Origin of the sequence: Mucilaginibacter sp. (assembly GCF_025359345.1) — a bacterium.
GTDB lineage: Bacteria > Bacteroidota > Bacteroidia > Sphingobacteriales > Sphingobacteriaceae > Mucilaginibacter.
Window position 1 is genome coordinate 255,574 of sequence record NZ_JANYGQ010000025.1, and the last position, 26,826, is coordinate 282,399.

The 26,826-nt window shown below is 42.4% G+C and carries 23 protein-coding genes; 13 read left to right on the forward strand and 10 right to left on the reverse strand.

Going from position 1 to position 26,826, the window contains the following annotated elements; translation table 11 throughout:
- Positions 1–91 precede the first annotated feature (91 nt).
- The 9 genes from Q0R52_RS16340 to Q0R52_RS16380 all read left to right on the forward strand — a co-directional run bounded on the left by Q0R52_RS16340 (position 92) and on the right by Q0R52_RS16380 (position 10,461).
- Positions 92–727, forward strand: a complete 636-nt coding sequence (locus Q0R52_RS16340; RefSeq protein ID WP_252790243.1) for a peroxiredoxin — start codon at positions 92–94, stop codon at positions 725–727.
- A gap of 140 nt (positions 728–867) precedes the next feature.
- Complete coding sequence (locus tag Q0R52_RS16345; protein ID WP_090650362.1) at positions 868–1,065, forward strand: cold-shock protein; 198 nt, start codon at positions 868–870, stop codon at positions 1,063–1,065.
- A gap of 117 nt (positions 1,066–1,182) precedes the next feature.
- Positions 1,183–2,415 carry an MFS transporter gene (locus Q0R52_RS16350; RefSeq protein ID WP_295796149.1) on the forward strand — a complete coding sequence of 411 codons (1,233 nt, stop codon included), beginning with the start codon at positions 1,183–1,185 and terminating at the stop codon, positions 2,413–2,415.
- 357 nt (positions 2,416–2,772) lie between these two features.
- A complete protein-coding gene (gene hemF / locus Q0R52_RS16355; protein ID WP_295796151.1) occupies positions 2,773–3,684 on the forward strand; it encodes an oxygen-dependent coproporphyrinogen oxidase in 912 nt (303 codons plus the stop codon).
- 146 nt (positions 3,685–3,830) lie between these two features.
- Entirely contained in the window at positions 3,831–4,187 is a 357-nt protein-coding gene (locus Q0R52_RS16360) for a hypothetical protein (protein WP_295796153.1), read from the forward strand.
- 270 nt (positions 4,188–4,457) lie between these two features.
- Positions 4,458–7,046, forward strand: a complete 2,589-nt coding sequence (gene gyrA, locus Q0R52_RS16365) for a DNA gyrase subunit A (RefSeq protein ID WP_295796154.1) — start codon at positions 4,458–4,460, stop codon at positions 7,044–7,046.
- A 3-nt stretch (positions 7,047–7,049) separates the two neighbouring features.
- Positions 7,050–8,168 carry a hypothetical protein gene (locus tag Q0R52_RS16370; RefSeq protein ID WP_295796156.1) on the forward strand — a complete coding sequence of 373 codons (1,119 nt, stop codon included), beginning with the start codon at positions 7,050–7,052 and terminating at the stop codon, positions 8,166–8,168.
- Positions 8,169–8,174: 6 nt separating this feature from the next.
- A complete protein-coding gene (locus Q0R52_RS16375; protein ID WP_295796158.1) occupies positions 8,175–9,485 on the forward strand; it encodes a hypothetical protein in 1,311 nt (436 codons plus the stop codon).
- 181 nt (positions 9,486–9,666) lie between these two features.
- The gene (locus tag Q0R52_RS16380) at positions 9,667–10,461 is read left to right on the forward strand and encodes an SDR family oxidoreductase (protein ID WP_295796160.1); all 795 of its coding nucleotides are present in this window, start codon (positions 9,667–9,669) and stop codon (positions 10,459–10,461) included.
- A gap of 59 nt (positions 10,462–10,520) precedes the next feature.
- Here the strand turns inward: Q0R52_RS16380 and Q0R52_RS16385 are convergent, their stop codons facing one another.
- Positions 10,521–10,697 (reverse strand): hypothetical protein, encoded by a 177-nt coding sequence (locus Q0R52_RS16385; protein WP_295796161.1) that lies wholly within the window; start codon positions 10,695–10,697, stop codon positions 10,521–10,523.
- 243 nt (positions 10,698–10,940) lie between these two features.
- On the opposite strand from Q0R52_RS16385, the gene Q0R52_RS16390 reads away from it, so the two are divergent.
- From Q0R52_RS16390 to Q0R52_RS16400, 3 genes are all read left to right on the forward strand, one after another.
- Positions 10,941–11,411: a GNAT family N-acetyltransferase gene (locus Q0R52_RS16390; protein WP_295796163.1), complete on the forward strand. Its 471-nt coding sequence runs from the start codon at positions 10,941–10,943 to the stop codon at positions 11,409–11,411.
- Complete coding sequence (locus Q0R52_RS16395) at positions 11,408–12,031, forward strand: RNA-binding domain-containing protein (protein WP_295796164.1); 624 nt, start codon at positions 11,408–11,410, stop codon at positions 12,029–12,031. Before Q0R52_RS16390 ends, Q0R52_RS16395 begins: the two co-directional genes overlap by 4 nt.
- Before the next feature lie 169 nt (positions 12,032–12,200).
- Positions 12,201–13,532, forward strand: coding sequence for an MATE family efflux transporter (locus tag Q0R52_RS16400; RefSeq protein ID WP_366520911.1), 1,332 nt, complete (start codon positions 12,201–12,203; stop codon positions 13,530–13,532).
- Here Q0R52_RS16400 and Q0R52_RS16405 read toward each other — a convergent pair.
- The 6 genes from Q0R52_RS16405 to Q0R52_RS16430 all read right to left on the reverse strand — a co-directional run bounded on the left by Q0R52_RS16405 (position 13,529) and on the right by Q0R52_RS16430 (position 20,172).
- Positions 13,529–15,826 (reverse strand): glycoside hydrolase family 95-like protein, encoded by a 2,298-nt coding sequence (locus Q0R52_RS16405; protein ID WP_295796168.1) that lies wholly within the window; start codon positions 15,824–15,826, stop codon positions 13,529–13,531. The genes Q0R52_RS16400 and Q0R52_RS16405 overlap by 4 nt on opposite strands.
- Before the next feature lie 27 nt (positions 15,827–15,853).
- A complete protein-coding gene (locus Q0R52_RS16410; RefSeq protein WP_295796170.1) occupies positions 15,854–16,792 on the reverse strand; it encodes a histone deacetylase in 939 nt (312 codons plus the stop codon).
- A 342-nt stretch (positions 16,793–17,134) separates the two neighbouring features.
- Entirely contained in the window at positions 17,135–18,415 is a 1,281-nt protein-coding gene (gene kynU / locus Q0R52_RS16415) for a kynureninase (protein WP_295796171.1), read from the reverse strand.
- A gap of 34 nt (positions 18,416–18,449) precedes the next feature.
- On the reverse strand, positions 18,450–19,052 hold the full coding sequence (locus Q0R52_RS16420; protein ID WP_295796173.1) for a DNA-3-methyladenine glycosylase: 603 nt from the start codon (positions 19,050–19,052) through the stop codon (positions 18,450–18,452).
- Positions 19,049–19,696 carry an alpha/beta hydrolase gene (locus Q0R52_RS16425; RefSeq protein ID WP_295796175.1) on the reverse strand — a complete coding sequence of 216 codons (648 nt, stop codon included), beginning with the start codon at positions 19,694–19,696 and terminating at the stop codon, positions 19,049–19,051. Before Q0R52_RS16425 ends, Q0R52_RS16420 begins: the two co-directional genes overlap by 4 nt.
- Positions 19,693–20,172 (reverse strand): GAF domain-containing protein, encoded by a 480-nt coding sequence (locus Q0R52_RS16430; RefSeq protein ID WP_295796177.1) that lies wholly within the window; start codon positions 20,170–20,172, stop codon positions 19,693–19,695. The genes Q0R52_RS16425 and Q0R52_RS16430 overlap by 4 nt, the downstream gene beginning before the upstream one ends.
- 98 nt (positions 20,173–20,270) lie before the next feature.
- Here Q0R52_RS16430 and Q0R52_RS16435 point away from each other — a divergent pair, with 98 nt between their 5' ends.
- Positions 20,271–20,519 (forward strand): hypothetical protein, encoded by a 249-nt coding sequence (locus Q0R52_RS16435; RefSeq protein WP_295796179.1) that lies wholly within the window; start codon positions 20,271–20,273, stop codon positions 20,517–20,519.
- Positions 20,520–20,751: 232 nt separating this feature from the next.
- Here Q0R52_RS16435 and Q0R52_RS16440 read toward each other — a convergent pair whose 3' ends face one another.
- The 3 genes from Q0R52_RS16440 to Q0R52_RS16450 form a co-directional block, all read right to left on the reverse strand.
- A complete protein-coding gene (locus Q0R52_RS16440; RefSeq protein WP_295796180.1) occupies positions 20,752–21,468 on the reverse strand; it encodes a diphthine--ammonia ligase in 717 nt (238 codons plus the stop codon).
- Positions 21,469–21,596: 128 nt separating this feature from the next.
- Positions 21,597–23,234, reverse strand: a complete 1,638-nt coding sequence (locus Q0R52_RS16445; RefSeq protein WP_295796182.1) for a RagB/SusD family nutrient uptake outer membrane protein — start codon at positions 23,232–23,234, stop codon at positions 21,597–21,599.
- Between the two features lie 20 nt (positions 23,235–23,254).
- Complete coding sequence (locus tag Q0R52_RS16450) at positions 23,255–26,488, reverse strand: SusC/RagA family TonB-linked outer membrane protein (protein ID WP_295796184.1); 3,234 nt, start codon at positions 26,486–26,488, stop codon at positions 23,255–23,257.
- Positions 26,489–26,826: the final 338 nt, after the last annotated feature.

Here is a 26,826-nt window from a genome sequence, read left to right on the forward strand (position 1 = left end):
TAATTAATAGAATTAAATAAAAATCAATATTGATAAGTTCAACAATCCGCTTACCTTAGTATATTATTTAAATAAATAAACATTTAATATTATGGGTTTACGATTGGGAGACTTAGCTCCAAACTTTAAAGCACAAACTTCGCAGGGCGAAATTGATTTTTACGAATTCCTGGGCGATAGCTGGGGTGTATTATTTTCGCACCCGGCCGATTATACCCCGGTTTGCACTACGGAACTGGGTAAAACAGCATCGTTAAAAAGCGAATTTGACAAACGGAATGTTAAGGTAGCCGCCTTGAGCGTTGATTCTGTTGAATCGCATAAAGGCTGGATAAACGATATCAATGAAACCCAGAACGTTGAGGTAAATTTCCCGATAATAGGGGATGAGAACCGCGAAATAGCTTTGGCTTATGATATGATACACCCCAATGCATCGTTAACTGCTACGGTGAGATCGCTATTTATTATCGCACCTGATAAAACGGTGAAGTTGATGATTACTTATCCTGCGTCAACCGGCCGTAACTTCCAGGAAATTTTAAGGGTGATTGATTCGTTGCAGTTAACAGCAAAATACAGCGTTGCAACACCAGCCGATTGGAAAGACGGGGAAGACGTAATTGTGGTGCCCGCAATTAAGACAGAAGACATCCCGGCAAAATTTCCGAAAGGTTTTACACAGGTTAAACCCTATTTAAGGACGACGCCACAACCAAATAAATAATTTTATTTGGTATTTAATAATTTTATATATTTGAACTGATGGTTTTTCTAAATCCTTCTGATAATAATGCCATTTTATTCAGTATGGGTCTGGTTTTTAAATCTTTAACACAAATTTTTAATACACAATTATAATTATTTATGAAAACTGGAAAAGTAAAATGGTTTAACACACAAAAAGGTTATGGTTTTATTGTTACCGAAGATGGTAAAGATCTTTTTGTACACTTTAAAGATGTACAGGGCGGCGTAAATGCCATTAAAGATAACGATAGCGTTACATACGAAGTGGAGGAAGGCAGAAAAGGACTACAGGCAGTAAATGTAAAAAAAGCATAATTGAAGGAAACCGATGTTTCACACAAAGCCTCTGCTCCACAGGGGTTTTTTTGTGCTCAAAATTTTTGATGATATATTAATAAATCTGTTATTTTAGCCCCACCAATAACCCTGAATATGACCGACGCAGCCGCCGCCAAAGCAAAAAGAAACATTATATTTTTAGTACTGGTAGCCTCTTTAGGCTATTTTGTTGATATATACGATTTACTTGTTTTTCTGATTGTAAGGATAAAGAGCCTTAAAGAAATTGGTATAAGTGACGCAGATATGCTGAGTAAAGGCCAATTGATAATTAACCTGCAAATGGCAGGTTTACTATTAGGCGGAATATTGTGGGGCGTGATGGGCGACAAATTGGGCCGTATAAAAGTTCTGTTTGGGTCAATTTTACTGTATTCTATCGCAAACTTTGCCAATGGTTTGGTTCATGATATAAACACTTATGCAATTATCCGCTTCATTGCCGGCGTTGGCCTTGCCGGCGAATTAGGCGCAGGCATTACCTTGGTTAGCGAAACATTAAGCAAAGAAAACCGGGGATACGGAACAATGGTTGTTGCGGTAATTGGCCTTTTAGGTACCACAGCGGCATTTTTTGCTGCAAAATTCGGCTGGCGTAATGCGTATTTTATTGGGGGCGGATTAGGAATAGTGCTCTTGTTACTAAGGATAGGGACTTTTGAATCGGGGATGTACAAAAAACTCGAGCAAACGGAGGCAAGTAAAGGTGATTTTTTTATGCTCTTTACCAATTGGGGAAGGTTTAAAAAATACCTGTTCTGTATATTGATAGGCGCGCCGTTGTGGTATGTAGTAGGCGTATTTATCGGTTTTTGCGACAAATTTGGCGTTGCCTTAGGCGGCAAAGTTCCGTTAAGCCCTGCTGACGGGGTGTTTTACAGTTATTTGGGTATTGCCATCGGCGATATTTTTGCAGGACTGCTCGCGCAGATTACCAAGTCGAGAAAGCTTACGATGGCAGTATTTCTGATTTTATCGGTTGTTAGCGTTGTGTTTTATTTAAGCGCAACGGGGATCACCCCGGCGGAGTTTAAGTGGCTGGCGTTTTTTATGGGATGTTCTGTGGGTTATTGGGCAACTTTTGTTACCATCGCATCCGAACAATTTGGTACCAACATCCGCGCTACAGTTACTACTACGGTCCCGAATTTTGTCCGCGGCTCGCTGATTCCTATAACCTTAGGATTTAATGCGTTGGTAGCCAGCTACGGTTTTATTAACAGTGGATATATTATGATGGGTATATTAACTCTTGTTGCATTATTATCTTTAAGCCAGCTAAAAGAAACATTTGGCAAGGATTTAAATTACCTGGAAATCTCTTGACCAGAAATTGTAAGGGCAAAAAACAAAATTGTCAGTTAAAATATTGATTGTCAATTTGATTTGACCTAAGTCGATTAATTAAAGATATCAACCCTAATTGCTATAGTATATTAATATAACAATCTTGTATACAGTTAGTTACAAACAGTATCAACCCTAAGAAGCGACAATCCTGTCAACTACCTATCTGGTTTGCTTAACTTAACGACACACGTTTGCTGACTCAATGCCGTTTATATCTTGTACGCTTGCGTTATACGTTCGCATTTATAAGATAATATTTGCATTTTAAACAGGCCCTTAATTCAGTTAATGAATTTTTAAACTTAATCAACCTAATCAACTAAATTTGCCGCGATGATAACCAAGGAACAAATAGCAGCCGAATACCAGTTGATACAGGATGAAATTTGTGCCGCGCTGGAGCAATGTGATGGCCTGGGCCATTTTGAAGAGGAACTGTGGGAACGTGATGGCGGAGGGGGCGGCCGCACCCGGATTATTCAAAACGGGAATGTTTTCGAAAAAGGCGGGGTCAATTTTTCAGCCGTGCACGGGCAACTGCCGCACAATATGAAAAAGGCATTGAATGTTGACCAGGAAGATTTTTTTGCAACCGGGGTATCTATCGTTATCCACCCGAACCACCCGATGGTGCCCATTATTCACATGAATATCCGGTATTTTGAAATGCCGTCGTTAAGCCCGGAACACGAGCCTTTGCGCTGGTTTGGCGGGGGGATTGATCTTACGCCGCATTATGTTATTGAGGAAGATGCGCGCTATTTCCATGCTTACTTAAAATCGGTTTGCGACAGCTTTAATCACGACTTCTATAACCGTTTTAAAACATGGGCCGACGATTACTTTTTCATCAAACACCGCAACGAAACCAGGGGAGTAGGTGGCATATTTTACGATCGCCTCACTGCCAGTGATGATATTAGCTGGGAAAGTATTTTCGAGTTTTCAAAAAAGCTGGGTCGCGCGTTTATTCCTATTTATACCGAGCTGGTTAAGCGCAACCGTGATAAACAGTTTACCGAACAGCAGCAGCTATGGCAATACCAGCGCCGCAGCCGCTACACCGAGTTTAATCTGGTGTATGATGCTGGCACAAAATTCGGACTGGAGACGAACGGACGGATAGAATCGATATTGATGAGTTTGCCGCCAACGGCCAAATGGGTTTATAATTATAAACCCGAACCTGGGAGTGAAGAGGAAAAAACAATATCGTTACTGAAAAAAGGAATAGCATGGGTTTAATAGTCATCGGTGATTTGCTGCGCTGTCATTTGCATCGTGTCACTGGTCATAGGGATATTGGAGTACCATTTATATTGATGTTTAATTAAACTATGAATACAGGAAAAACATATAAAACGGGTTGCCTAATAATTTTAACGTTAATCATGACGTCATTTAATGCTGCCAATCCGCTGAAAGGTACCTGGGAGTATGCCGGGGATGTGTTTAATGGCAAAGCCGAAGGCCCACCAACAGACTACTCCCTGCAGCGTAAATATGGCTCGAAAAGCTTTGAGTCGTTTTTGCTGGAGAAAAGCGAAAAGCCACATAAATACGAGACAGGTGATTACACCTTGAGTGCCGACACCTGTTCAGAAACACAAACTTATAGCTCGCAAGATTCGCAGCTGATAGGGGTAACTGTGCATTACCTGTATACCATTCAGAATGATACGCTTACACTAAGCGGAAAGCTGCCAAACGGCAACTCTGTTAAGGAGTTTTGGAAAAAGGTTAAATAAGCATAAGTGGTTTACGAGAAACTTACGAAGTTTTAAAAACTTCGTAAGTTTGCCGTTTACCAACTTCGCCCGCGTTTTCGGAGCCTGGACGTTTGGGACATTTTTCTTCTTTCCGACTTTACTGACTTTCCGGCCTTTTCTGACTTCTTCACACACGGATTTGTTACCAACATTCATGGAAAAAACCATAAAGTTTCTTAACTTCGCGGGTTGTATAGGAACACTTTTTTTATACACGATTATAGAGAAGAATCTACAGAGAAATAAAAAATGGCCGAAGAAACAGGAAACGGAAGTACCCCACCAGAAGACAGAATAATTTCCATAAATATTGATGAAGAAATGCGAGCCGCCTACATTGATTATTCAATGTCGGTTATCGTATCACGTGCATTGCCTGATGTACGCGACGGTTTAAAACCGGTTCACAGGCGCGTTTTATATGGCATGCTCGATTTGGGTTTAGCCAACAACAAACCCTACAAAAAATCAGCTCGTATAGTAGGAGAGGTGCTGGGTAAGTACCACCCCCACGGCGATACATCAGTTTATGATGCCATGGTTCGTATGGCACAGGACTGGAGCCTGCGCTACCCCTTTGTTGAGGGACAGGGTAACTACGGTTCGATTGATGGTGACCAGCCCGCAGCAATGCGTTACACAGAAGCAAGGCTTGAAAAGATTGCGGAAGAAATGCTTGCCGACATCAACAAAGATACTATTGATTTCCAGCTAAACTTTGACGACTCGTTGCAGGAACCCACTGTTTTGCCTGCTAAATTCCCTAACCTTTTGGTTAACGGTGCATCGGGTATCGCGGTGGGTATGGCGACCAATATGGCGCCTCACAACCTTACCGAGGTTGTTAACGCTACACTGGCACTTATTGATGATCGCGATATCACCGTTGATGGATTAATGGTGCACATCAAAGGCCCTGATTTCCCAACTGGAGCAATCATATATGGCTATGAAGGTGCCCGCCAGGCTTTTGAGACCGGTCGCGGCAGAATAGTTATCCGCTCGAGAGCTGAAATTGAAATTTATAACGGTGATCGCGAACGTATCATCGTCTCTGAAATACCTTACCAGATAAACAAGGCGCTGATGATTGAGCGTACTGCGGAACTGGTGAACGATAAAAAAATTGATGGTATATCAGCCATCAGGGACGAATCGAACAGGGAAGGTATCCGCGTAGTTTATGAAATAAAGCGCGATGCCAATGCTGCTATAGTTCTTAATAATCTATATAAGCACACCGCCCTGCAAACATCGTTCAGTATAAACAATATTGCGCTGGTACACGGCAGGCCTATGCTGCTTAACCTTAAGGACCTGATTCATCATTTTGTTGAGCACAGGCACGAGGTGGTAATCCGCCGCGCCAAGTTTGAGCTTTCTGAAGCGGAAAAACGCGCACATATTTTAGAGGGTTTGTTGATTGCCTTAGATCATTTGGACGAGGTAATAAAGTTGATCAGGGCATCAAACACACCTGATGATGCAAGAGAGGGGTTAATTACCCAATTTGGCCTCAGTGACTTACAGGCACGCGCCATTTTGGATATGACCCTAAGAAGGTTAACTGGCCTGGAACGCGATAAGATTAAAGACGAGTACGAAGGCTTAATGAAACTGATTGATTATTTGAAATCCATTTTGGCTGATGAAGGCCTGCGGATGCAGATAATTAAAGATGAGTTGATTGAGATCCGCGATAAATATGGCGATGAGCGCAAAACCGAAATGGTACACTCATCGGCAGAGATGAACACGGAAGACTTTATTGAGGATGAGGATGTTGTAATCACGATATCTCGTGAAGGGTATATTAAACGTACACCGTTAACGGAGTACCGCAGGCAGGGCAGGGGTGGTAAAGGGGCGATCGGCAGCAATAGCCGGGATGCCGACTTTATTGAGCACCTGCTGATAGCATCGAACCACAATTATATGTTGTTCTTTACCGAATCCGGGCAATGTTTCTGGCTGCGGGTATTTGAAATTCCGGAAGGAACGCGTACTTCGAAAGGTCGTGCGATCCAGAATATCATCAACATACCTAAAGAAGAGAATATCAAGGCTTACATTAAGCTGATCAGCCTAAAAGATACTGAGTACCTGGAGAACAACTTTATTATTATGTGTACTAAGAAAGGTACCATCAAGAAAACGTCGCTCGAGGCTTATTCACGTCCGCGTGCCAATGGCATTAACGCAATTAACATTAACGAAGGCGATTCGTTATTAGAGGCAACTTTAACTACCGGCAGCAGCGAAATTGTAATGGCGCTTAAATCGGGCCGTGCAATTCGCTTCAACGAGTCGACTGTTAGGCCTATGGGCAGGACAGCAACCGGGGTGAGGGGTATATCTCTTGAAAATGAAGCAGACGAAGTTGTTGGTATGATAAGTATTGATAACCCGGAAACAACCGTGCTGGTAGTGTCAGAAAAAGGTTACGGCAAGCGTACAGACATTGACGACTATCGTGTAACCAACCGTGGTGGCAAGGGTGTAAAAACTTTAAACATTACTGAGAAAACAGGAAAACTTGTTGCCATAAAAGGTGTTACTGATAATGAGGATTTGATGATAATCAACAAATCTGGCATTTTAATCCGTATTGCCATTAGTGAATTGAGAACTATGGGCCGTGCTACACAGGGTGTTAGGTTGATAACATTGAAAGGCGATGACGAAATAGCATCGGTAGCCAATATTGAGCATGATGAGGATGAAGAAAAAGAGTTGGACGAAAATGCTGAAAACACCGGTACAGAGAACGGCGGCGGAGAAAACCCAGCAACAGAAGCTGCAGGGGAAGAGCCAGCAGGGGATGAACCAAAAAAATAATTAATGATTTACCGTAAAATTATATTACCGGTATTACTATTAACCTTTAGCACTTCTGTTGCATTTTGCCAAACAGAAGTGCTTAAAGGGGTAGTTAATAGCCTGGCATTTTATAAGCAGAAAAAGGATTTGAAATACCTGGCAAATGCCAAAAAATCCGTCGATAGTCTAATTACCAATAAAGCTGACTCCGCTGATATTGAAAAAATGGTTTACCGGGTAGTTGTTAATTCAAGCATATTGTATATTGATACGCTGAATAAACTTAACCAGCCGGCAAGTTTTTTCGCACAAACAACTTCACTTGTCGATAATCTTGTTTCCAGGCGAAAGGCCTATAAATACCAGGCCGAAATAGATTATTCAAAAAGATGTTTGGCAAACGTTTATATCCGGAAGGCTTTTGCGTACACGCGCAACTCTGATTACAACAATGCACTTGAGCTGTTTACCAACGCACAAAAGTATGCGCCCAATTTTAAAGAGCTGAAAGCATACATTGCATTTTCGAATAATAAACTCGGCAATATGCAGGACGCGGCAAAAAATTACGCCGACCTGGTAAATGCCGACAGTACAAAAATTGAATATGTGCAGGCCGCATCAAATAACTACAAACTATTAGGAGACACTGCCAGCGCCCTCGCCATTATAAAAAAAGGTCGCAAACTATTGCCAAATGATAAAACCCTGCTGCTTGATGAGGCGAATATTTACAGTAACAGGAAAGATTACCGGTCGTTAGCACCATTGTTACCGGCACTGCTTGACATTAATTCAAATAACGCCGATATTGCGTTTGTTGCCGCTGTTTGTTATGACAATTTAAACCAATATGATAAAGCAGAGTCTTTATATTTACATTCGATAGATTTGAACAGTTCGGCTTACGACCCTATATTTAACCTGGGGCTATTGTACTTTAAAGAAAGCACCAAAAAGCAGGAGCAGGGCAACACACCAAACAACACACGTGCTGCGCAATGGCTTGAAAAGGCCAATGAGATATCGCCGAATAACAAAAACTGCCTGCAGATATTGCAACAAGTTTATACACAGGCAGGTAACCAGGATGAAATTAACAAGGTAAACAATAAACTAAAACAGTTAACCAATCAATAATAAATCATGAAAATGAAACTTTTGATGACATGCCTTTTAGGCATAGCTTCGGTTGCGGCTTTTGCACAAAAAGGCGAACTGAAAGACGCACAATCAGCCTATGACAACTATGCCACCTTGCGCGGTCAAAAAGTTGCCGCAATCCAGGCACAATCTAAAAAGAGTCTTGGAGATGCCAAAACATCTATTGACAAGGCTTCAACCAACGAAAAGACGGCAACTATGCCTCAAACTCACGCGTTAAAAGCTGCTATCTACTCGTCGCTGGCGGTTGACGATACCGTGGCTACAACGTCGGCACCGTTATTTGCTACCGCAGATGAAGCAGTTAAAAAAGCTAAAGAATTAGATACCAAAAATGAATTTAAAAAACTGATTGACGATGCCAATATCAATCTTGCCCAATATAAGTTAACGGCGGGGGTTAAGGATTACCAAAGTAAACGGTATGACGAGGCTTATAAGGAATTTGATTACTATCGCACAATTTTGCCCGACGATACAAATGCTATTTATTATACAGCACTTTCCGCCGGTAATGCCGCAGATAAAGACCCTAAGTATTATCAATACGCGTTGGATAACTATAAAAAACTTGTTACCACCAAATACTCAGGAGCTCCCAAGGCATATTATGACATGACGACCATCTACCTGACTACAAAAGACACAACTAATGCATTGAAGATAGCAGCCGAAGGAATTGAAAAATTCCCAAAATACTCCGAATTGCGTAAACGGGAAATTGAAATCGCATTGGTATCAGGTAAACAGGCTGATGTTGTGTCTAAAATACAAGCTGCGATAACAACTGATCCTAAAAACAAGGACCTATATTATTACCTGGGTTTAACTTATTCGCAAGTTGCTGACGCTGCAATTGCGAGAGCGGCAAAAGCTAAAGACGATGCTACCAAAGCCAAGGAAAAGGCAACTGCTACGGAAAACCAGGGTAAAGCTGCAGATGCCTACAAAAAGGCATTGGAAATGGATCCGGATTTTTTTGAAGCAAATATGAATTTAGGTATCACATTAATGCAGCCAGCGTTGGACGTGTTTAACGCTGCTCAAAAATTGCCGTCGAGTGCACAGAAACAATATGATGCGGAGATGGCAAAATCAGACAAAATGTTGGAACCCGCAAAACCATACCTACAAAAAGCAGTCGACCTTAAACCGAACGATGTAAATGCGCTTACAAATTTAAGGAACTATTACAGGGCAAAATCAGATCCTGCGCATGCGGCGGAGAATAAGGCCAAGGCGAATGAGTTAAAACAAAAGATTGATGCTGTAAACTCCGGAGGGGGTAAGTAGTAAATAAGGGAGAGAATAAGTAACTCTCCCTTATAATTAAATTTAGTACTTAACATAATGTTAATTATGTGATAAATTATTATTTAAGATTTAAGAGACATTGTCAATATCATTCCATCTTTTTTGCAAATCTTAACATATTGAAAAAACATCCTTAAACTTGTTAAAAGCAGAATTAACTATGGATTTAAAAATAAAAAATAAAACGGCGCTGGTAACCGGCTCAACTGCGGGTATCGGTTATGCAATTGCAAAAGCGTTAGCTAATGAAGGTGTAAATGTTTTTGTAAATGGACGCACGGCGGAGCGCGTTAACCTCGCCGTGGAAAACTTAAAGCGGGAAACGGGAAATGCGGCGATTAAAGGCTTGGTGGCAGATTTTGCCGACGTACACCAGGTTAATCTATTAATTGAGCAATTGCCAGAGGTTGATATTTTGATCAATAATGTTGGAATTTTTGAACCAAAGCAATTTAGTGATATACCGGACGAGGACTGGATTAAATTTTACGAGGTAAACGTTTTAAGCGGCGTGCGTTTGTCCAGGGCATATTTTAATAAAATGCTGGCTAAAAACTGGGGGCGTATTATATTTATTTCAAGCGAATCGGCTATTCAAATTCCTGAAGAAATGATTCATTACGGGATGACGAAAACCGCCCAGATCGCCGTCGCTCGTGGCCTGGCTGAACTAACTAAAGGCACCAATGTAACGGTAAACGCAGTATTGCCCGGCCCAACATTTTCTGAAGGCGCAGGTACATTCGTTAAAGACATGGCGAAGCAACAAAATATCACAGTTGAAGAAATGGAAAAGGAGTTTTTTAAAACTGCCCGCCCAACATCAATCCTTCAGCGATTTTTAACGCCGGACGAAATAGCAAGTACGGTTGCCTACATAGCCAGCGATTTATCAATCGGAACCAACGGAGCAGCAATCAGAGCTGATGGCGGCCTGGTAAAGAGTCCGTTTTAACTTTTCTTTAAACACAACAAAGGCTCTGGTAGTTTCCAAAGCCTTTGTTGTTTATGCGTTTAGTGATGCGTAGTGTCCTTCTTCATCGTGTCGATTTTTGCCGGTGGCGGCGGAGTCATTTTGGTTGTGTCTTTTTTAGTAGTGTCACTATCGGTTGCGCTTTTTGACGAGCCGCAGCCAGCTATTGATCCAATTATTGCAGCGATTAGCGCAAAATTTACGATTTGCTTTTTCATAGGTTTTGTTTTTTATCGATAAATGTTTGATAACAACACTAAAACTTTCGTTATTATTTGCAATATTTTCGTTTTAGAAAATATTAACAGAATTACTTTTCCCGATAAAATCAAAAAAATTACCTCCCTCCCACAATTTTAAATGGCTTTTTCAGCAGAAATTTCTGATATTTAGATGCTTGGGCTTATGTAACTTTTGTTGATACTCCCCTACTTATTTTATATTTAATCTACTGATAGACAATGCATACTATAATAAATGATGAAGCCTTTCTTAAAAATAATTATAAAATTTCAACCGATAAAAACCTGCTCGACGTTGAGTTAATTTATAATTATTTAGACGGGGAATCGTATTGGGCCCAGGGCATCCCGGCAGAAACGCTGAAAAAGGCAATTGAGGGCTCATTATGCTTTGGGGTTTACCATGAGGATAAACAAGCAGGTTTTGCCCGCGTGGTGACTGACAATGCCACATTTGCCTACATTTGTGATGTTTTTATCCTTTCGGAGCATCGCCGTATCGGCTTATCGAAATGGCTGGTACAAACAATTGTTAAATATCCCGGTTTACAGGGCTTAAGGAGGTGGTCGCTGGCCACTGCAGATGCACACGGACTTTACAAACAGTTTGGTTTTAGCGAACTGAGTAAGCCCCAAAATTGGATGGAAATTCATTCGCCTTATAAAGCGCTTAAAAAGGAAAAATTATGAACGTGAAGCGGTTAATTTTTGAGGGCGAAGGTGTAACACTCGACTTTAAAAAAACCATTACCAGCTGCGAGAAAATCGCCCGCACCATGGTTAGCTATGCCAACAACAGGGGCGGCAAGCTGCTGATTGGCGTAGCGGATGACGGCACCATAAAAGGTGTAAAATCAGAAGATGAGGAGCGCTACATGATAACTAAAGCAGCGCATCTGTTCGCCAGGCCAGCACTTGAGCCTGTGTTTGAAGAAGTTTATGTTGATGATAAGCTGGTGCTGGTAGTTGATATTGCTGAAAGTACCATAAAACCACATTACGCATTGGCTGAGGACGGTAAATGGTGGGTTTACGTTAGGGTGAAAGACAAGAGCGTACTGGCCAGCAAAATTGTTGTTGACGTGCTCAAACGATCATCTGGCGACGAGGGCGTCCTGATAGAATACTCCACCAACGAAAAAGCACTGCTTCAATACCTTGAAACTACTGCCCGTATCACCATAAAAGAATGTTGCGATTTGCTAAAGATTGGCAGGCGTAAAGCCCAAAAGCTATTGGTTGATCTAATCCTTTCGGGTATCATCAGGATAAACACGACTGAGAAAGAAGAGTTCTACACAGCGGCTTAAATCAAAATTCAAGGAGCAACGTCAGCATACTGAGAAATGAATAATAATGAAATTCTTTTCTCATGGCAATTTTTGAATAATAAGTATGTACTAACTTAGCCTCAAATCTTCGAGGCTTTCATTGATGACCTTTTTTACCAAGTATAAACCGCATTATCGCACTAATCTTGTGCTAGCTTTACCCGTTGTAATATCACAAGTGGGCCATACACTGGTGCAATTTGCTGACAGTGTAATTATCGGGCACTTTGCTGGCACTATCAGCCTTGCAGCTGTTGCTCTTGGCAGCAACATATTTATTATTGTGATGGTAATAGGGCTCGGTATATCCTATGGATCAACCCCGCTTATTGCGCAGCTTAACGGACGCAACGATTACGATGAGTGCGGCAAGCTGCTTTCGAACAGCCTGTTAATAAATTTAATTACAGGAATATTACTTTTTACGGCTACAGCCTTGTCGTCGGCATTTCTACTGCAGCACCTGCACCAAACTCCGGAGGTTGTACGGCAGGCCAAACCGTTTTTAATGTTGTTGGGCTTGTCCGTTATCCCAATGCTGATATTTAATACTTTTAAGCAGTTTGCAGAAGGCTTGGGCTTTACCAAACAAGCTATGCTTATCTCAGTATGGGGCAATGTCCTGAATATAATTTTAGGAGTCATTTTTGTAAAGGGCCTTTTTGGCGTACACCCAATGGGAGTTAAAGGCGTTGGTTACAGTACACTGATAGACCGAAGTATTATGGCAATTGCCATGAGTTTGTATATTTTTAAATCCACACGTTTTAAAACGTATTTAAACAGTTTTTCCATTATACGTGTGAGTCGTAAACGCTGTATGCAAATATTGAGGATAGGCGCGCCGGTGGCATTGCAATATGCCTTCGAAATCAGTGCTTTCAGCGGTGCAGGCATATTGATTGGTACAATTGGTTACCATCAGCAAGCCGCCCACCAAATAGCACTTAATATGGCCGGCATTACTTACATGATGGCCAGCGGCCTTTCGGCTGCTGCGGCAATTAAGTCCGGAAATTATTTCGGTGTTAAGGACCACCGTACTTTAAGGGATTCGGCGATATCAAACTACCATATAGTGATCGCATTTATGTTCGTAACAGCTTTTATTTTTACGCTTGGGAATCATATATTACCATGGATGTATACTACAGACAAAGTAGTAATAGATATTGCAGCACAGCTACTTATAATAGCCGCACTGTTCCAGTTGTTTGACGGCACCCAGGTTGTTGGCTTAGGCATACTGCGTGGCATGGGCGACGTGAATGTGCCCACGGCTATAACATTTATTGCATATTGGGTAGTAGGTTTACCGGTTGGTTATTTGCTGGGGATGCCGCTTCATCTAGGCGTTAATGGTATTTGGTTCGGATTGGTGCTTGGCCTGGCGGTATCCGCTATCCTGCTATTTTTACGTTTTCAATTTATAAGCAAAAAACACCGGGATAAAACCATTGCAATTATTGCCCAGGATTAATCATAGCCATTATTTATGGTGATTTCGCCTTTAGCTTTAAAATTTAATGTAAGGTAGCCAGTCGGGCCGTTTGTTATCTCAACTCCTTTTTTCGACAGTATAACGTGGGTTCTGAATGGCAATTTAAGTTTCGTTATACCGCCCTTTTCCGACGATATCTTTACTTCGGTTACTTGGGCATCTGCTTTTTTAGCGCTTACCAAAAATGCCCCCTCGGCTCTTAACGTTTTAAAGGAAATATCTTTCCAACTGTCAGGAACCGCCGGGAAAACCTCTATAAACCCAGCGTAGCTTTGCAGCAGCATTTCCTGCAGGCCTGATGCGAAAGCAAAATTCCCCTCCAGCGTAAAAGGCCTGTAGGTAAATTTTGACAGCCCCGATTTTGTTTGGTCGCCGTTTAGGTGAAAGCTGTTTACAGAACAAAACGCTTTTGCAAAAATACCTAATGCATCGGCAGCTCCTGCCCCATCTTTTGCACGGGCCTTCAAACTGCCGAGCCAGGCATAAGAATAGCCGCACCAATATGCCGGGCCGATGCTATCCAATTGATGGATGGTGTTCTTAATTATCTTTTGTGATCTCGGCCCGTCCTCCCATTTTATTAGACCTAACGGATAGATTGACATAGCATGAGAAAAATGCCTGTGCGATTGATTATAGGCCATGGTTGGCGCAAACTTCAGTTCATTATTTGCTGTAAGGGCAAAATCACCCAATTCAAGGGATATTTTACGCCAGTGGGCGGCTTCTGCGTTTTGTCCAAGTTCCGTTGCCAGCTCGGCCGCAGCTCGGAATGTAAATTTCATTAGCGACAGATCGTAGTTAGTATTTTGAGGAAACCAGGCACTTAATGAATTGTCGTTAATTTCCGGGCTCGAGCTCATGGGCAATTGGCGTTTACCATCTTTACCGGTAACTGTTAGGTGTTCCAGAAAAGTTGCGGCGTCCTTAATCCATGGATAAGCCCTGTTTTTTAAAAACTGCCTGTCCATGCTATAACGCCACTGCAGGTAATAATGCTGGCCCAGCCATGACGACACTGTGGGAGATAGCGAATACTGTATCCACCCACCCATCTCGATACCATCGAGGGTGGTTACACCGGGCACAGCAAGACCCGGTTCATTAAAATACATTTTGGTATACCGTTTATAATCGGCTTTATTGGCATCCAGGTGATTGAGGTAACCCATGCCCTCTTTCAAATGATTGCTGCTGTATGATGGCCAATAGCTAAGCTGGGTATTTAAATCGTGGTGATAATCGCCCTTCCAGGGTGGGATACGGCCGTTGTCGGCAGTCCATACTGCCTGCAGTGAAATTGGCGGCGCATCGGCTCGGGCCGCCGAACCAAATTTATACTGTTCAAGGTACCATTGCTTTTCGAGCAAACTGTCAGGAACATGAATGGCAGATTTGCTCCAAAACTTTCCCCACCATGACTGATGGCCGGAAAAATCATCTTTAAAGCTATGTTGTAAAGCTTGTTCGGTCAGTACCGATGCTAGTGGATTTACTTTTTTATCGGCTTTTTGCGAAGATATGCTCCAAACACCTTCAACACTGTTACCAATTCTTTTCCACCGCACGTTAACTTCATATTCAAAACCACCCCATCCTTGCTGCTCGTAAGTAATGCTGTTTCCCTGTCGTTTTACTGTACCCTGCTTGTACCCCAATTTGGATAAATCATCCCCAACCAGCGAATTTACCTCGCCTTTTGTCGGTGGGGCCTGGTATAAAGGCGGTACTATTTTAGGAACGAAATCTAACGGCACGTTTTCAAATCTGAACCAGCCAACGGGGTTCGTAGCGTTTACATAAGTTTTTAATGTAGTGCCATCTATCCATTTTACTTCACAAAGCGCATTGTTTATTGAAAGATGTACCGATTTAACTTTTCCCCACGCTTTGGTATCAAACTCGAGCCCTGCGCCAGGTATTTTTGACGGTGCCGGTTCATTGTCGTAAGGCTCGTCGAAATATTTTTGTACCTGCTCATAGTTCGTTTTTTGCACAACCTGTTCGTGCACCCATTGGTAACTGAATTCTTTCCGGTGCAGACCTTTCATTGGGCGTTCGTCCCAGAGATCAGCCCTATCCAGCGAGAAGCGCAAGTGGTTTTGTTTTTGCCAGATGAGCGCGCCCAATGTGCCGTTACCCAGGGGAATACCCTCGTCCCACCGGGCTGCAAGAGAATCAAATTTTAGGTCGTGAACTCCAGGCTGGGCAATTCCACTCGCGTGGGCGAACGTTAAAACTGCAACAACAATCAGTTTAATAAATTTATGCATTGTATTGTAAGTATGTTAGTTGTGTGTTTAAAAATACATTTCACCCGCCAGCCTGTAAGTATTGCAATGTGCGTTTACAATATCCTTGATGTCCGGCGAATATCCGCCACCCATGCTCACCTGCACTGGTATTTTATTGGTTATACATTGCTCGAAAACAAACCGGTCCCGTTCTTTACAACCCTCAATTGTCAATGCCATCTTACCCAATTTGTCGGATGACAACACATCCACGCCAGCAAGGTAAAATATAAAATCTGGTTTTTGCCTGCTTATCAAATCGGGCAGCGTTTGTTTTAGCAAATGCAAATACTCTTCATCTGTCACACCATCCGGCAGTGCAATGTCCAAGTCAGATTGCTCTTTCCGGAATGGGAAGTTATTGGCACCATGCATCGAAAATGTAAACACATTTGGATCACCGGCGAATATCTGGGCCGTGCCATTTCCCTGGTGCACATCTAAATCTATTATTAAGACAGAAGAGGCCAATTTGTTATTTAACAGGTAATTAGCCGCAATCGCCTGATCGTTTAACAGGCAAAAACCTTCGCCCCAGTTTGTGCCAGCATGATGGGTACCGCCGGCAATGCTAAAGGCAATTCCAAATTCTCTTGCGTAGTGGCAGCCATCGATTGTGCCCTTTGCTATCCGTATTTCGCGCTCGATTAGGCTAGCCGACAATGGAAAGCCCGTCCGCCTTTGTTCGCGCGGCGGAAGGGTTAAATCGCGCAGCCGTTCCCAGTAGGTTTCATTGTGTGTCCACAGAATAACTTGTTCATCAAGTAGCCCTGGCGAAAATAAATTACCAGCTTCAATAAGTCCCTCATGCAGCAACTGTCCGGGTATCAGCTCGTATTTCAGCATCGGGAAACGATGGCCTTCTGGTAAAGGATGTGCATAAATCGGATCGTAAGCTATTTTTAAATTGGTCATAAATAATTTCGCTGCGCTGTCATTGGTCATTCAACCCGGTTTACGTAAGCCTTACCTGAACGCCAACATTATCTGCTGATTAGCGGACAATATTATACCATCAGTTGTTATAATAACCCAAAAAACGTTGCTGTTCACAGTGAAACATATAGAACAGGGTGGAACAATAAAATGTCGATACACTTCGTCAAAAAGTTCATTCATGGGCCAGATAAGTTGTTTTTGAGTTTTAATACATCGTCAAAAACGCAAATATTACTGACAAAACTGTGTCAGTATTTCTTCATTTTTATTTCCGAAATTTGCAGCTCCATAATAACCGACAGGTAAAAAGTCGCATACCCATTAATAAATCAATGTTGTTTATTCCCTTTACAACTTCACTCCCTCACTCAATATCTGCCCAAATTCAAATACCTGTTTAAAACTGTTATACAACGGCACAGGGCTTATGCGGATAACATTTGGTTCGCGCCAGTCGCCTATTATGCCGTTATCGGTTAGATAATTGAAAGTGGCTTTGGCGTTTTGTTTGCAAACTATGGAAAGCTGGCAGCCGCGGTCCTGTTTATTTGGGGGAGTAATGATCTTAAAAAGCTCGTCGCCGTTAGCTTGGTTAACTTCGTTTATAATGAACTCCAAATAAGCCGTCAGGAGCTCGCTTTTTTTTCGGAGAGGTTCTATGCCGCCTGCTTGTTCAAAAATGTCCAGGGCGGCTTTATGCAGCGCCAGGAGCATTATTGGACTGGTGCTTACCTGCCATCCTGCGGCGCCGCGGTCGGCTTCAAATACCGGCGGCATTAAAAAACGACGATCTTCGCGGTGGCCCCACCAACCGGCAAAACGGTCCAACGAATTATCGCTAAAGTGCTTTTCATTCACAAATGCTCCACTTATTCCTCCTGGCCCCGAGTTCATATACTTGTACGAGCACCAGCAGGCAAAATCCACATCCCAATCGTGTAACTTCAAAATCACGTTGCCCGCGGCGTGTGCCAAATCAAAACCGGCGATGGCGCCAATATCATGGCTAGCCCTGGTTATCGCAGCCATATCAAAACACTGACCGGTATAATAGTTTATGCCACCAAATAACACCAGTGCAAGTTCGTCTTTATTATCGGCGATCGTTTTAAGTATTTCTTCAGTCCGTAAAGTATCTTCTCCCGGGCGTGGAAATTGTTCAATAATTGCGTCTTTGGGGTCATAACCATGAAACCTGACCTGGCTGGCTAAAGCATACTGGTCGGACGGAAAAGCGCCGCCTTCCATTAATATTTTAAAACGCTTTTGTGTTGGTTTATAGAAACTTACCAAAAGTAAATGAAGGTTTACTGTAAGCGAATTCATAATGGTTATTTCTTCGCTTTTTGCGCCGACAATACCCGCAAGTGTGCCGGTAAGTTGTTTATGATAACCAAGCCATGGGTCATCTCCGGCGAAAAAACCTTCAATCGCCAGGTCTTGCCAGTTACCCATTTGTTCATTAATATACTGCCGCGCAGTTACAGGCTGCAACCCTAATGAGTTACCGCAAAAATAAATCGCGTCCTTCCCATTGTGTTTCGGCGCAAGAAATTTACCCTGAAAATCTTTTAGCGGATCCTGCTCATCCAATTGGGTGGCATACTCCAAAGTGTTTTGGAAATTCATGTGCCAATATTACAAAAAACCAAACAGAGATGATTTATTTGTTGGGTTTGCTGACGTAAATATTCCCTTTTACATAAAAACGATAAGGCAGCAACGCATCTTCACCGGCGTAGTCAACGCCCACACGCGGCACGGCTGCAACATTTTCATCAGGGAAAGTTAATCCCCTGTCCTCGATCCAAATGGTATCGCTCTGCAGGCTACAGGCATTTATAGCACGCGAGATTCCCAGTGCTTTTGCAACCGAGCCCGGCCCCATAGTAATGGTTGGTTTAACAACCGGCATGTTGCGCCTAACCTGCATTACTTCCAAACCTTCTGTTGGTTGGATGGCGCGGATTAGAATTGCGTTTGGGTTGCCTTCAACATTGGTAACGATATTAAACATCTCGTGAATACCGTAACAAAGATAAACGTAAGCAATTCCACCGGCCTTGTACATTGTTTTTGTTCTGGGGGTAAGCCGGTTGCCATAAGCGTGTGAAGCTCTGTCAATAACGCCGTTATAGGCTTCTGTTTCAACAATATAACCGCCGGTAATTACACAGTCGATACAGGTAAATAAATACTTACCGATCAGGTCGCGACTTAAAGCAACCACATCCGGGTTATGGTAATAGGTTGCGGGTAACTTCATTCTGCGAGGATATCTTTTAGTATTTTACTGATCTCATCCGCCCGGTTAAATATCATAATATGGGTACCGCCCTTTACTATAATCGCGTCCCTTATTCGCCGGTAATCAAAAACATGATCCTTATTACCGGTAATGGTGCATACATTTTGCGGGATGATTTTATTATTCCAGGTCACCGTTGCTCCCATAGCCCATTTTACAAATCCTGGCGATGAGTTTTTTAACATATCATTAAACAGCCATTCATCGGCTTCATTCATTTTGCCAAATACAAACCTTATCATAAAACCCAATGACGTTACCAGTTTTCCGGGGATTAATTTGTAAACAGGCAATATGCGAAATAGCGAGAAATACACAGGTGCTTCGTCAATTGTTTTAACGCTGGATATAAGGATCGTTTTTTTGAGCGGCAGGATTTTGGAAATTTCAATGGCCAGCATTCCGCCTAACGAATTGCCGATAACCACCGATAATGGCGTTATATTGTATTGTAAGATAAGCTTTTGCGCGTAAGTTTTTAAAGTATCTGTTTTATCAGGTTCAAGCCAATCAACCTTAACAACATCATGGCCGCTTAAATCAATTTTGTTATAGGCCCTGCTGTCCGCACCAAGCCCGGGTATTACAAATATTTTGCTCATTTAAAATTTACCAGCTCTATGATCTGCTGAAGATACACCGCGTCGGTTTCATCAAACTGATCAAACGCCTCGCTGTCTACATCAAGCACAGCAACAACTTTGCCATCGTTAAACAACGGCAACACAATCTCCGATTTTGAAAGCGAACTGCAGGCAATATGACCAGGGAACGCATCAACATCGGGAACTATTAAGGTTTTTTCCTGCTGCCACGCGGCACCGCAAACTCCCCTGCCCAAACCAATACGTGTACAAGCAACCAGCCCCTGGAATGGCCCAAGCACCAGTTCGTCGCCTTTAACCAGGTAAAATCCAACCCAAAACCATTTAAACTGCTCCTTTAATGCCGCACAAACGTTGGCCAGGTTAGCTATCAAATCCGACTCGCCCGTTAACAGCGCTTCAATTTGCGGGATTAACGATTGGTATTGTTCTGCTTTATTGGTTGATGTGGTGATGTTTAAATCTTCTGCCATGGTACAAAAATAGACAAGCCCCGTTAAAAGTTAATAAGCCCAATCTCATATTTATTGTTTTATTTAGCAAAATAGCAATCCGTTGTTAAATTTATGCCATGAGAATCATCGCTGAACTCCCCCATCCCGAATTCAAAATATCCATCCTCAATATGAACCGCAAGTTTATTGTTAAGATAGAGCAGGGGAGCTATGAACAAACCTATAAAATTGCCGAAGCCGATTTGCTCGACGGTGTAAACAGTGTATTCGAATTGCTGGATGAAGAGTTTTTAAAAACCGTTGCCGCCAGGTTTACCGCGATGCGCTCGGATTTCAAGCAAACTTATAGTCGCTACAATTATTAGTTTATATAAAATCGTGTAACTTATTGACAAATAATGAATTAACACACTGCATCTTGTTGTGCAGAATTTTATTTGGCAAATAATGCTTAAAATTACCTATTTAGCTACTTTATGTCTTAATTGTTTATTACTAAAACACGACGTAACAATCTGGTTATTAAATAATTAATAGAGTTTTAAAATCGCAACCAAATTTAATTCTGCGCCCAAAAAGTGCCAAATAAATGGGAAGTCAAGCCCAAATAAGGTCCTGGTACCAAAATCCGGTGAGTTTGTTTTCAGCTTGCGAATGCACGCAGTCGTCATCTGTTTTAGGTGCGTTAAACTCCCTAAACACTTTCTCTCCTAACTTATATTTTATTTCCTTTTTAAAGATCGGCCCTTTAAATGCGAAGGTGTGAAACTCGCCATTTTCGCCGCAAACGTCAACACCAGCCGGCAATGAGGCAATAAGATTGGGGCTTATCTCCTGCCCTGCCAGTTCGCCTAGTTGTTCCTGTGTGCAGGCTATTACGGTGCCGAATCCCAGGTTTAAAAACTCGTTTATCAGCTCATGCGTGTCGCGTTTCCATAACGGGTAAATCCCAAGCATATCTACCTCGGCCAAACGTGCGTCGCGATAGTCTTTCAAATCCTCTAAAAATATATCACCGAAAATAGAGTGGGTAATCCCCTGCCGCTTAAAAAAATCCAGGTGCCCGCGCATGGCATTATCGTACGTTTCCATGTCCGGCATTTCGGGCAGGCGGATTTGATATAACGGAATCCCAATGCTTTCAGCCTGTGCAATCAAAAGTTCAACCCGTACGCCATGCATTGATATCCTGTCGGCAGCATCATTTATTGTCGTCACAAGGTACTTGATATCGATGTCCGGGTTTTGAAGACAATGGTATAAAGCCAGGCTGCTGTCTTTACCCCCGCTCCAATTAAAAATACATTTTAACATATTCATTATCGTAAATGCTTGCAGCAAACATATCCTAAAAAACCCTAACCTTAAACAAAAAATGGCCGCACAATTTTCGTGTGCGACCATCATTGTAAACATTAACTGATATTATAAGAACGAGGGTATTATTTTTTTGGATTTAAAACCGGCGCACTTCCTGCTCCCGGCGGATTTAAAACAAATTCATCAGCCGGTACATCCCAATAATCAAGGAAGTTGTAGTTAATTGTTGCATGTGTGCTCAATACACCATTTGGTGACAGCACTACCGCATTGGTACGGCCACCACCTTCTGAAATGTCATATATTACACCCCATCTCCTGGCATCATAAAACGCAGTACCGCGGAATAGCAATGCCAGGCGGCGTTCTTTCCGCAGTTCTTCAAGCGCCTGGGCTAAATTCAAGCCAGTGTTTGTAACTTTAGGCAACCCGGCGCCCTGGTAGTCTCTAACGTTTTCAATGCTTGCCAAGCCTAATTCTATCTGGCCGGTATTGATAAGCGCCTCGGCTTTCATCAGCTCGTTTTCTTCGTATGAAGGACCGATATAAACTTCCTGGTTGCCTGGCGTTTTGTCGGCTAACTGAATGGCACCATTATGAGGCACCACGTCAATTTTTGCATCATATAGCTTCCACCTTGTACTAAATGTAAATCCACCTACCTGGTTAAAGAATGGGGTAACCTGCAGAAAGTTCTCAGCAAGGCGTTTATCGTTCGGTTTAATATCCTGCACAAGCCTCTCGCTTATGGTAAAGCTGCTGGCGGTTTCGTCGCCAGAAGTATTTGCGGCAACTGAGCCTCCACCCGGCGAAAATATATAGTTGTTGGTTGTCGTAAATCCGGCAAAAACATTGTCTGATGCCTGGATACCAGTATTGGCCAGAGCCAGAACAGCCTGCCAGTTGGCAGCAGTCATCACGCTCGTACGTGTATTTGCCAACAGGTTGCGTGCCATCAAAGTATTGATACTGCGGACAAACATCGCCGGGGTTGGCACCTGGGCGTTACCTGCCTGGAAGAATGAAGGTATTAATTTACCCATTAATGCGGTATAGGTGTCGTTTGCGGTTATACCACTTAAAATGGATGCGGCCTGCTGCAGGTTTTTGTTTGATTCAGCAATTAATGCTGCGCTGTTGACATAAGTAGCGTTGGTAGCGCTTATTCCATTATTTATTATGCCGGCATAATAAACCGAACCAAGCCTCGCATAGGCATAGCCCTTCCACCAGTAAGCCCACGCTTTATATGTGGCAAGCTTTGTACCAGCGTCGCCTGACAATGGCACTGTACCTGCAAGCGCCAGGATTTGATTACAAGCGTTATTCAATCCATACATGCTCTGCCATTCGTAGTAGAACATATTTTGGCTTTGCTTGTCGCGGGTGTTATTGAGCCTTAAATTTGCTATTTGCGGCTGAGTGTTAACCACTTTTGTGCCGTCATCCAATATAGCGTAGTCTGGTACGTTTACAAGGTTCACGTTCTGGTTTGCTGCCTGTGCCGAAACATCATCGGCAAGCAATTCATGAAACCCATAGCATAACGAGAAAAAGCTATCACCTAACCAGCCATCGCCGTTAACAAAACCGTTAATATAAATACTGCCGGCTGCAAGTGACGTTAGTCCCGATTCTGTTTTTGCCTGCTCAAGCGTTGGTGAATTGGGATTTTTTACATCCAATTGCTTTTTGCAGGCGGTTGTCATTGCCAAGCCAGCAACAAAAACCGTTGTTATAATGTGTTTATATTTTTTCATTTTTTTCTGATTTAAGTCGATTAAAATCCAAGATTTAAGCCAATTTGATAAGATTTACTGTTAGGCGTTGAATCATGATCCACTCCCCTGTCAAACGGTGAGTTTGATGCACCAGAGCTTGTTTCCGGGTCGAAGCCTGTGTACTTGGTAAAGGTTAACAAGTTGCGCCCGGTAAAGGTTAACACTGCCTTTTTAAACACTTTGCTGCCCAGTAATTTGGAAAAATCATATCCAAGTGAGATGTTTCTCAATCTAAGGAACGACGAACTTTCATAAAAATAATCCTTCGTGCCGTTCCTGGCTCCGTTTATGCCGCCTATAATATTGGCATAAGCGCTCCTGTAATAAGCTGTATAAGCGCCTGAGGTTCCGCCGATATCAACAGCTTTATCATAATCACCACTTATACCATCACGGTATTGCCATTCTTTGGTTTGGTTATAAAGGTGACTGCCATAAACCCAGTCAAACTGGAAACCAAAATAGAGCGACTTATAATTGAAATTATTTATAAAAGACGCGTTGAACTTTGGATTGGGATCGCCAAACGAACTAACTTCGTTTGCAAATTGAATGCCTTTGGTGGCGATGTCCACAACCCGGCCATCAACAATAGTGTACTTGCCATAATCGGCAGGTTGTATATATGGTACTCCCTTGCTGTTAGTTTCGTTCACACTGGTTAATGCTTTATTACCGTATATCTGGCCAATTTTCTGACCCGCAACCAACGCTAACTGGGTGCTGCCGGCAGCAGTGGTAAGGATAATTGGTGGTCCGCTTGTGCCAGTAATCGTGGTAGTTTGGTTACTGAAATTGGTGGTGAAATTCCAGTTAAAATCTCTTGTTCTTAATACCCCAAGGTTCAACGATGCCTGGAAACCATGCGAAGAAAGACCAATAGCATTGGTTTTTATAAGTGAACCACCTGTTGAAGGAGCAGTGTTTATGCTGTAAATAACGTTACTTGCTTTACGGCTCCAGTAGGTAGCGCCGATATTAATTTCGCTAAACCATGCGCCTGATGCACCTTTTATAGACAGGTCGGTTCCAATTTCGTATTCCTTCGATACTTCCACCTTCAGGTCTGGGTTGGCCAGTGAGGTAGGCAGGTTAAAGGTAAGTGACGAGCCTATATTTCCAGGGTTTATAGTTGGGTACCTGTCAAAAGGATATGGTTGCGTACCAGCTTCTCCAAATCCACCCCTTATCTTAAATTCAGGGAACAAACTGCCTAAGCCCGAATTTTTCCAGAAACCAAATGATGATGGCCTGATGTATCCGTTCACGTTAGGGAATGTGAATGGTTTTGAGCCCCCGCCAAATGCTGATGAATAATCGCTCCTGAAACCACCTGCTACTCCACCATAATCACCAAAATCAATTTTCTGGTTCACTATAAAACCGTAAGTTATAAAAGGTGTGGTATAATCAAATGATACTGCCTGGGTGGCTGTTTGATTAAAGTTATAAATCGCATAAACCGGCAGTTCCAAACCGTAGCTATTGAATGCTTTATCTACGTTTTTACGATAATCATACCCTAACAAAGTACTTGTGGTAATTGGCAGGTTGATATGAAAATCTTTTTCAAAATCGGTTTTAATAACGGCCGAGCCATTAAAGTTTTGAAAAGTTGTGCTGTTGGTGCTTTTATCTAACTCACCATTTGGATCGGAAGCGAAAGCTCCATAATACGAACCCAGGTCGATAGCGGTAAGTGTTGCAGCCTGATTTTTGAAAATAGTGTTTTGTTCAGTATGCTGATAATTCAGACCATACTTAGCATTCAAGGTTACAAACTTGTTGATCTTGTATTCGGCCTGTATACTTTGTAACAGGTCTTCGCGGTTAGTAACCCGGCTTGCCCATTGTGTGTAGTAATTAGGATTGGATCCATTTACGCTGATGGTACCCGAGTTTAATGATAGCGGGTAGCTGCCGTCAGAGTTTTTTTGATTAAAATCATAAAAAGGCGAAGCGTTCAACACATCAAATATACCACCGGCGTTGCCGATGCCATAATTGGGGTTCAGCGTGTTTTTAGTATAAATAAGTTGCGTTACCGAACGGATGGTAAAACCTTTAAACAGTTCGGCGCCAATATTTGCGGTTAAGTTGGTCCTGTCATTATAACCGTTATTCCTGATGTTACTTTGCTGGTGGTTGTTTGACAGCGTTAAGGCATAATCAGATTTGTCGGTAGCACCCGAAAAAGCTACACTATTGTTTGAGGTGTATGCAGTTTTGAACAATTGCGCCAGGTGATCGTAGTACTTCAGGTTAGTTCCATACTGCTGGTGTGCAATATTCAGCGGGTTCGACATAGCGGTTGGTGCACCAATTGATGGATCGGCGCCGTGGGCCCATTGAATGCCAAGGTACCTGCCGTCCTGGTTTCTAACAATAGGGTTTCCGCTGGCATCGATAAATATACCATTGGCATCTACCGCAAAACTGCTCAATTTAGCCTGGTGAACGTCTCCCTTGTTAATATAGTTGCTGCCACTATAGCTCGACGAAATATCAATGTGATTTTTGCCAGACTTGCCTTTTTTGGTAAATATCTGGATAACGCCGTTTGCACCTTGCGCGCCATAAATTGTAGATGCAGCAGCACCCTGAACAATTTCGACGTGATCAACTATTGCGGGGTCAATCTGGCTAAGGTCGGTCGTGCGCGATTCGATACCGTCAACCAGGATCATAGGCGACGTACTACCTTGTACGGTATTGATACCACGCAGAATAATGTTAGTCCGCGCTCCCGGAGTACCATCAACCGACGAAATTTGGGCACCGGCAACCTGGCCAATCAAACCCTGGTCAATTGACGCTTGCGGCGAAGAAGTTAATGCTTTACCCGAAACCGACTCAACGGCTATACCTAACCGGGCCTTACTTGTTGCGATACCCGAACCGGTAACAACAACTTCGTTTAATTGCCTCGAGTCGGGGGTTAACGTAACGTTTACAATTCCGTTTGCCGCTATTGGCACCTCTAATTTCTGATACCCAATAAACGTAAATGTTAAGATAGTAGCCGAAGATGGTACACTTAACGAGAATTTTCCTTGTACAGAGGTCTGTGTTCCGATTTTGGAACCTTTAGCAACAACACTTACCCCGGGCATGGGTAAGCCATCATCTTTTGCAATAACCGTTCCGCTAACGGTACGGGTTTGCGCCTGGGCATAATTGCCGGCCGCAAAAAGCAAAAGAAAGAAAATACTGAGGAGTAGATTTTTCTTCATTCTGAAATGATTAGTTAGTTAATAGTTATTAGTTAATTAATCCACAATCTATGTTGTAACATTTGCATTACAAATAGCTAATGAATTTTTAACGAAATCGTATTAAATAAGTGAATTCAGAAGAAAAATTGCAAATAATATATTATTTATGTAAATTTAATGTTACAATAATAATATTTTAGTATAACTAACCATATAGTTACAGTGAAAAAAACGAGCCAGTAATGAAAATATTGAACGGAAATGTGCGAAAGTTTTGTTTTTGTTAAAAAAAATAAAAATAGCGGGCCACCTTCAGGCAGTAAATTCAATTTTTCTTAACTAAATGACCATATAAG

Bases quoted from the DNA above. Each gene is read 5' to 3' on its own strand.
- Q0R52_RS16405 (WP_295796168.1), bottom strand. From the start codon at position 15,826: ATGCATAAATTTATTAAACTGATTGTTGTTGCAGTTTTAACGTTCGCC.
- Q0R52_RS16370 (WP_295796156.1), top strand. From the start codon at position 7,050: ATGATTTACCGTAAAATTATATTACCGGTATTACTATTAACCTTTAGC.
- Q0R52_RS16340 (WP_252790243.1), top strand. From the start codon at position 92: ATGGGTTTACGATTGGGAGACTTAGCTCCAAACTTTAAAGCACAAACT.
- Q0R52_RS16345 (WP_090650362.1), top strand. From the start codon at position 868: ATGAAAACTGGAAAAGTAAAATGGTTTAACACACAAAAAGGTTATGGT.
- gyrA (WP_295796154.1), top strand. From the start codon at position 4,458: ATGGCCGAAGAAACAGGAAACGGAAGTACCCCACCAGAAGACAGAATA.
- Q0R52_RS16425 (WP_295796175.1), bottom strand. From the start codon at position 19,696: ATGAGCAAAATATTTGTAATACCCGGGCTTGGTGCGGACAGCAGGGCC.
- Q0R52_RS16410 (WP_295796170.1), bottom strand. From the start codon at position 16,792: ATGACCAATGACAGCGCAGCGAAATTATTTATGACCAATTTAAAAATA.
- Q0R52_RS16445 (WP_295796182.1), bottom strand. From the start codon at position 23,234: ATGAAAAAATATAAACACATTATAACAACGGTTTTTGTTGCTGGCTTG.
- Q0R52_RS16420 (WP_295796173.1), bottom strand. From the start codon at position 19,052: ATGAAGTTACCCGCAACCTATTACCATAACCCGGATGTGGTTGCTTTA.
- kynU (WP_295796171.1), bottom strand. From the start codon at position 18,415: ATGAATTTCCAAAACACTTTGGAGTATGCCACCCAATTGGATGAGCAG.
- Q0R52_RS16395 (WP_295796164.1), top strand. From the start codon at position 11,408: ATGAACGTGAAGCGGTTAATTTTTGAGGGCGAAGGTGTAACACTCGAC.
- Q0R52_RS16385 (WP_295796161.1), bottom strand. From the start codon at position 10,697: ATGAAAAAGCAAATCGTAAATTTTGCGCTAATCGCTGCAATAATTGGA.
- Q0R52_RS16390 (WP_295796163.1), top strand. From the start codon at position 10,941: ATGCATACTATAATAAATGATGAAGCCTTTCTTAAAAATAATTATAAA.
- Q0R52_RS16430 (WP_295796177.1), bottom strand. From the start codon at position 20,172: ATGGCAGAAGATTTAAACATCACCACATCAACCAATAAAGCAGAACAA.
- Q0R52_RS16450 (WP_295796184.1), bottom strand. From the start codon at position 26,488: ATGAAGAAAAATCTACTCCTCAGTATTTTCTTTCTTTTGCTTTTTGCG.
- Q0R52_RS16360 (WP_295796153.1), top strand. From the start codon at position 3,831: ATGACGTCATTTAATGCTGCCAATCCGCTGAAAGGTACCTGGGAGTAT.
- Q0R52_RS16350 (WP_295796149.1), top strand. From the start codon at position 1,183: ATGACCGACGCAGCCGCCGCCAAAGCAAAAAGAAACATTATATTTTTA.
- Q0R52_RS16435 (WP_295796179.1), top strand. From the start codon at position 20,271: ATGAGAATCATCGCTGAACTCCCCCATCCCGAATTCAAAATATCCATC.
- Q0R52_RS16375 (WP_295796158.1), top strand. From the start codon at position 8,175: ATGAAAATGAAACTTTTGATGACATGCCTTTTAGGCATAGCTTCGGTT.
- hemF (WP_295796151.1), top strand. From the start codon at position 2,773: ATGATAACCAAGGAACAAATAGCAGCCGAATACCAGTTGATACAGGAT.
- Q0R52_RS16380 (WP_295796160.1), top strand. From the start codon at position 9,667: ATGGATTTAAAAATAAAAAATAAAACGGCGCTGGTAACCGGCTCAACT.
- Q0R52_RS16440 (WP_295796180.1), bottom strand. From the start codon at position 21,468: ATGTTAAAATGTATTTTTAATTGGAGCGGGGGTAAAGACAGCAGCCTG.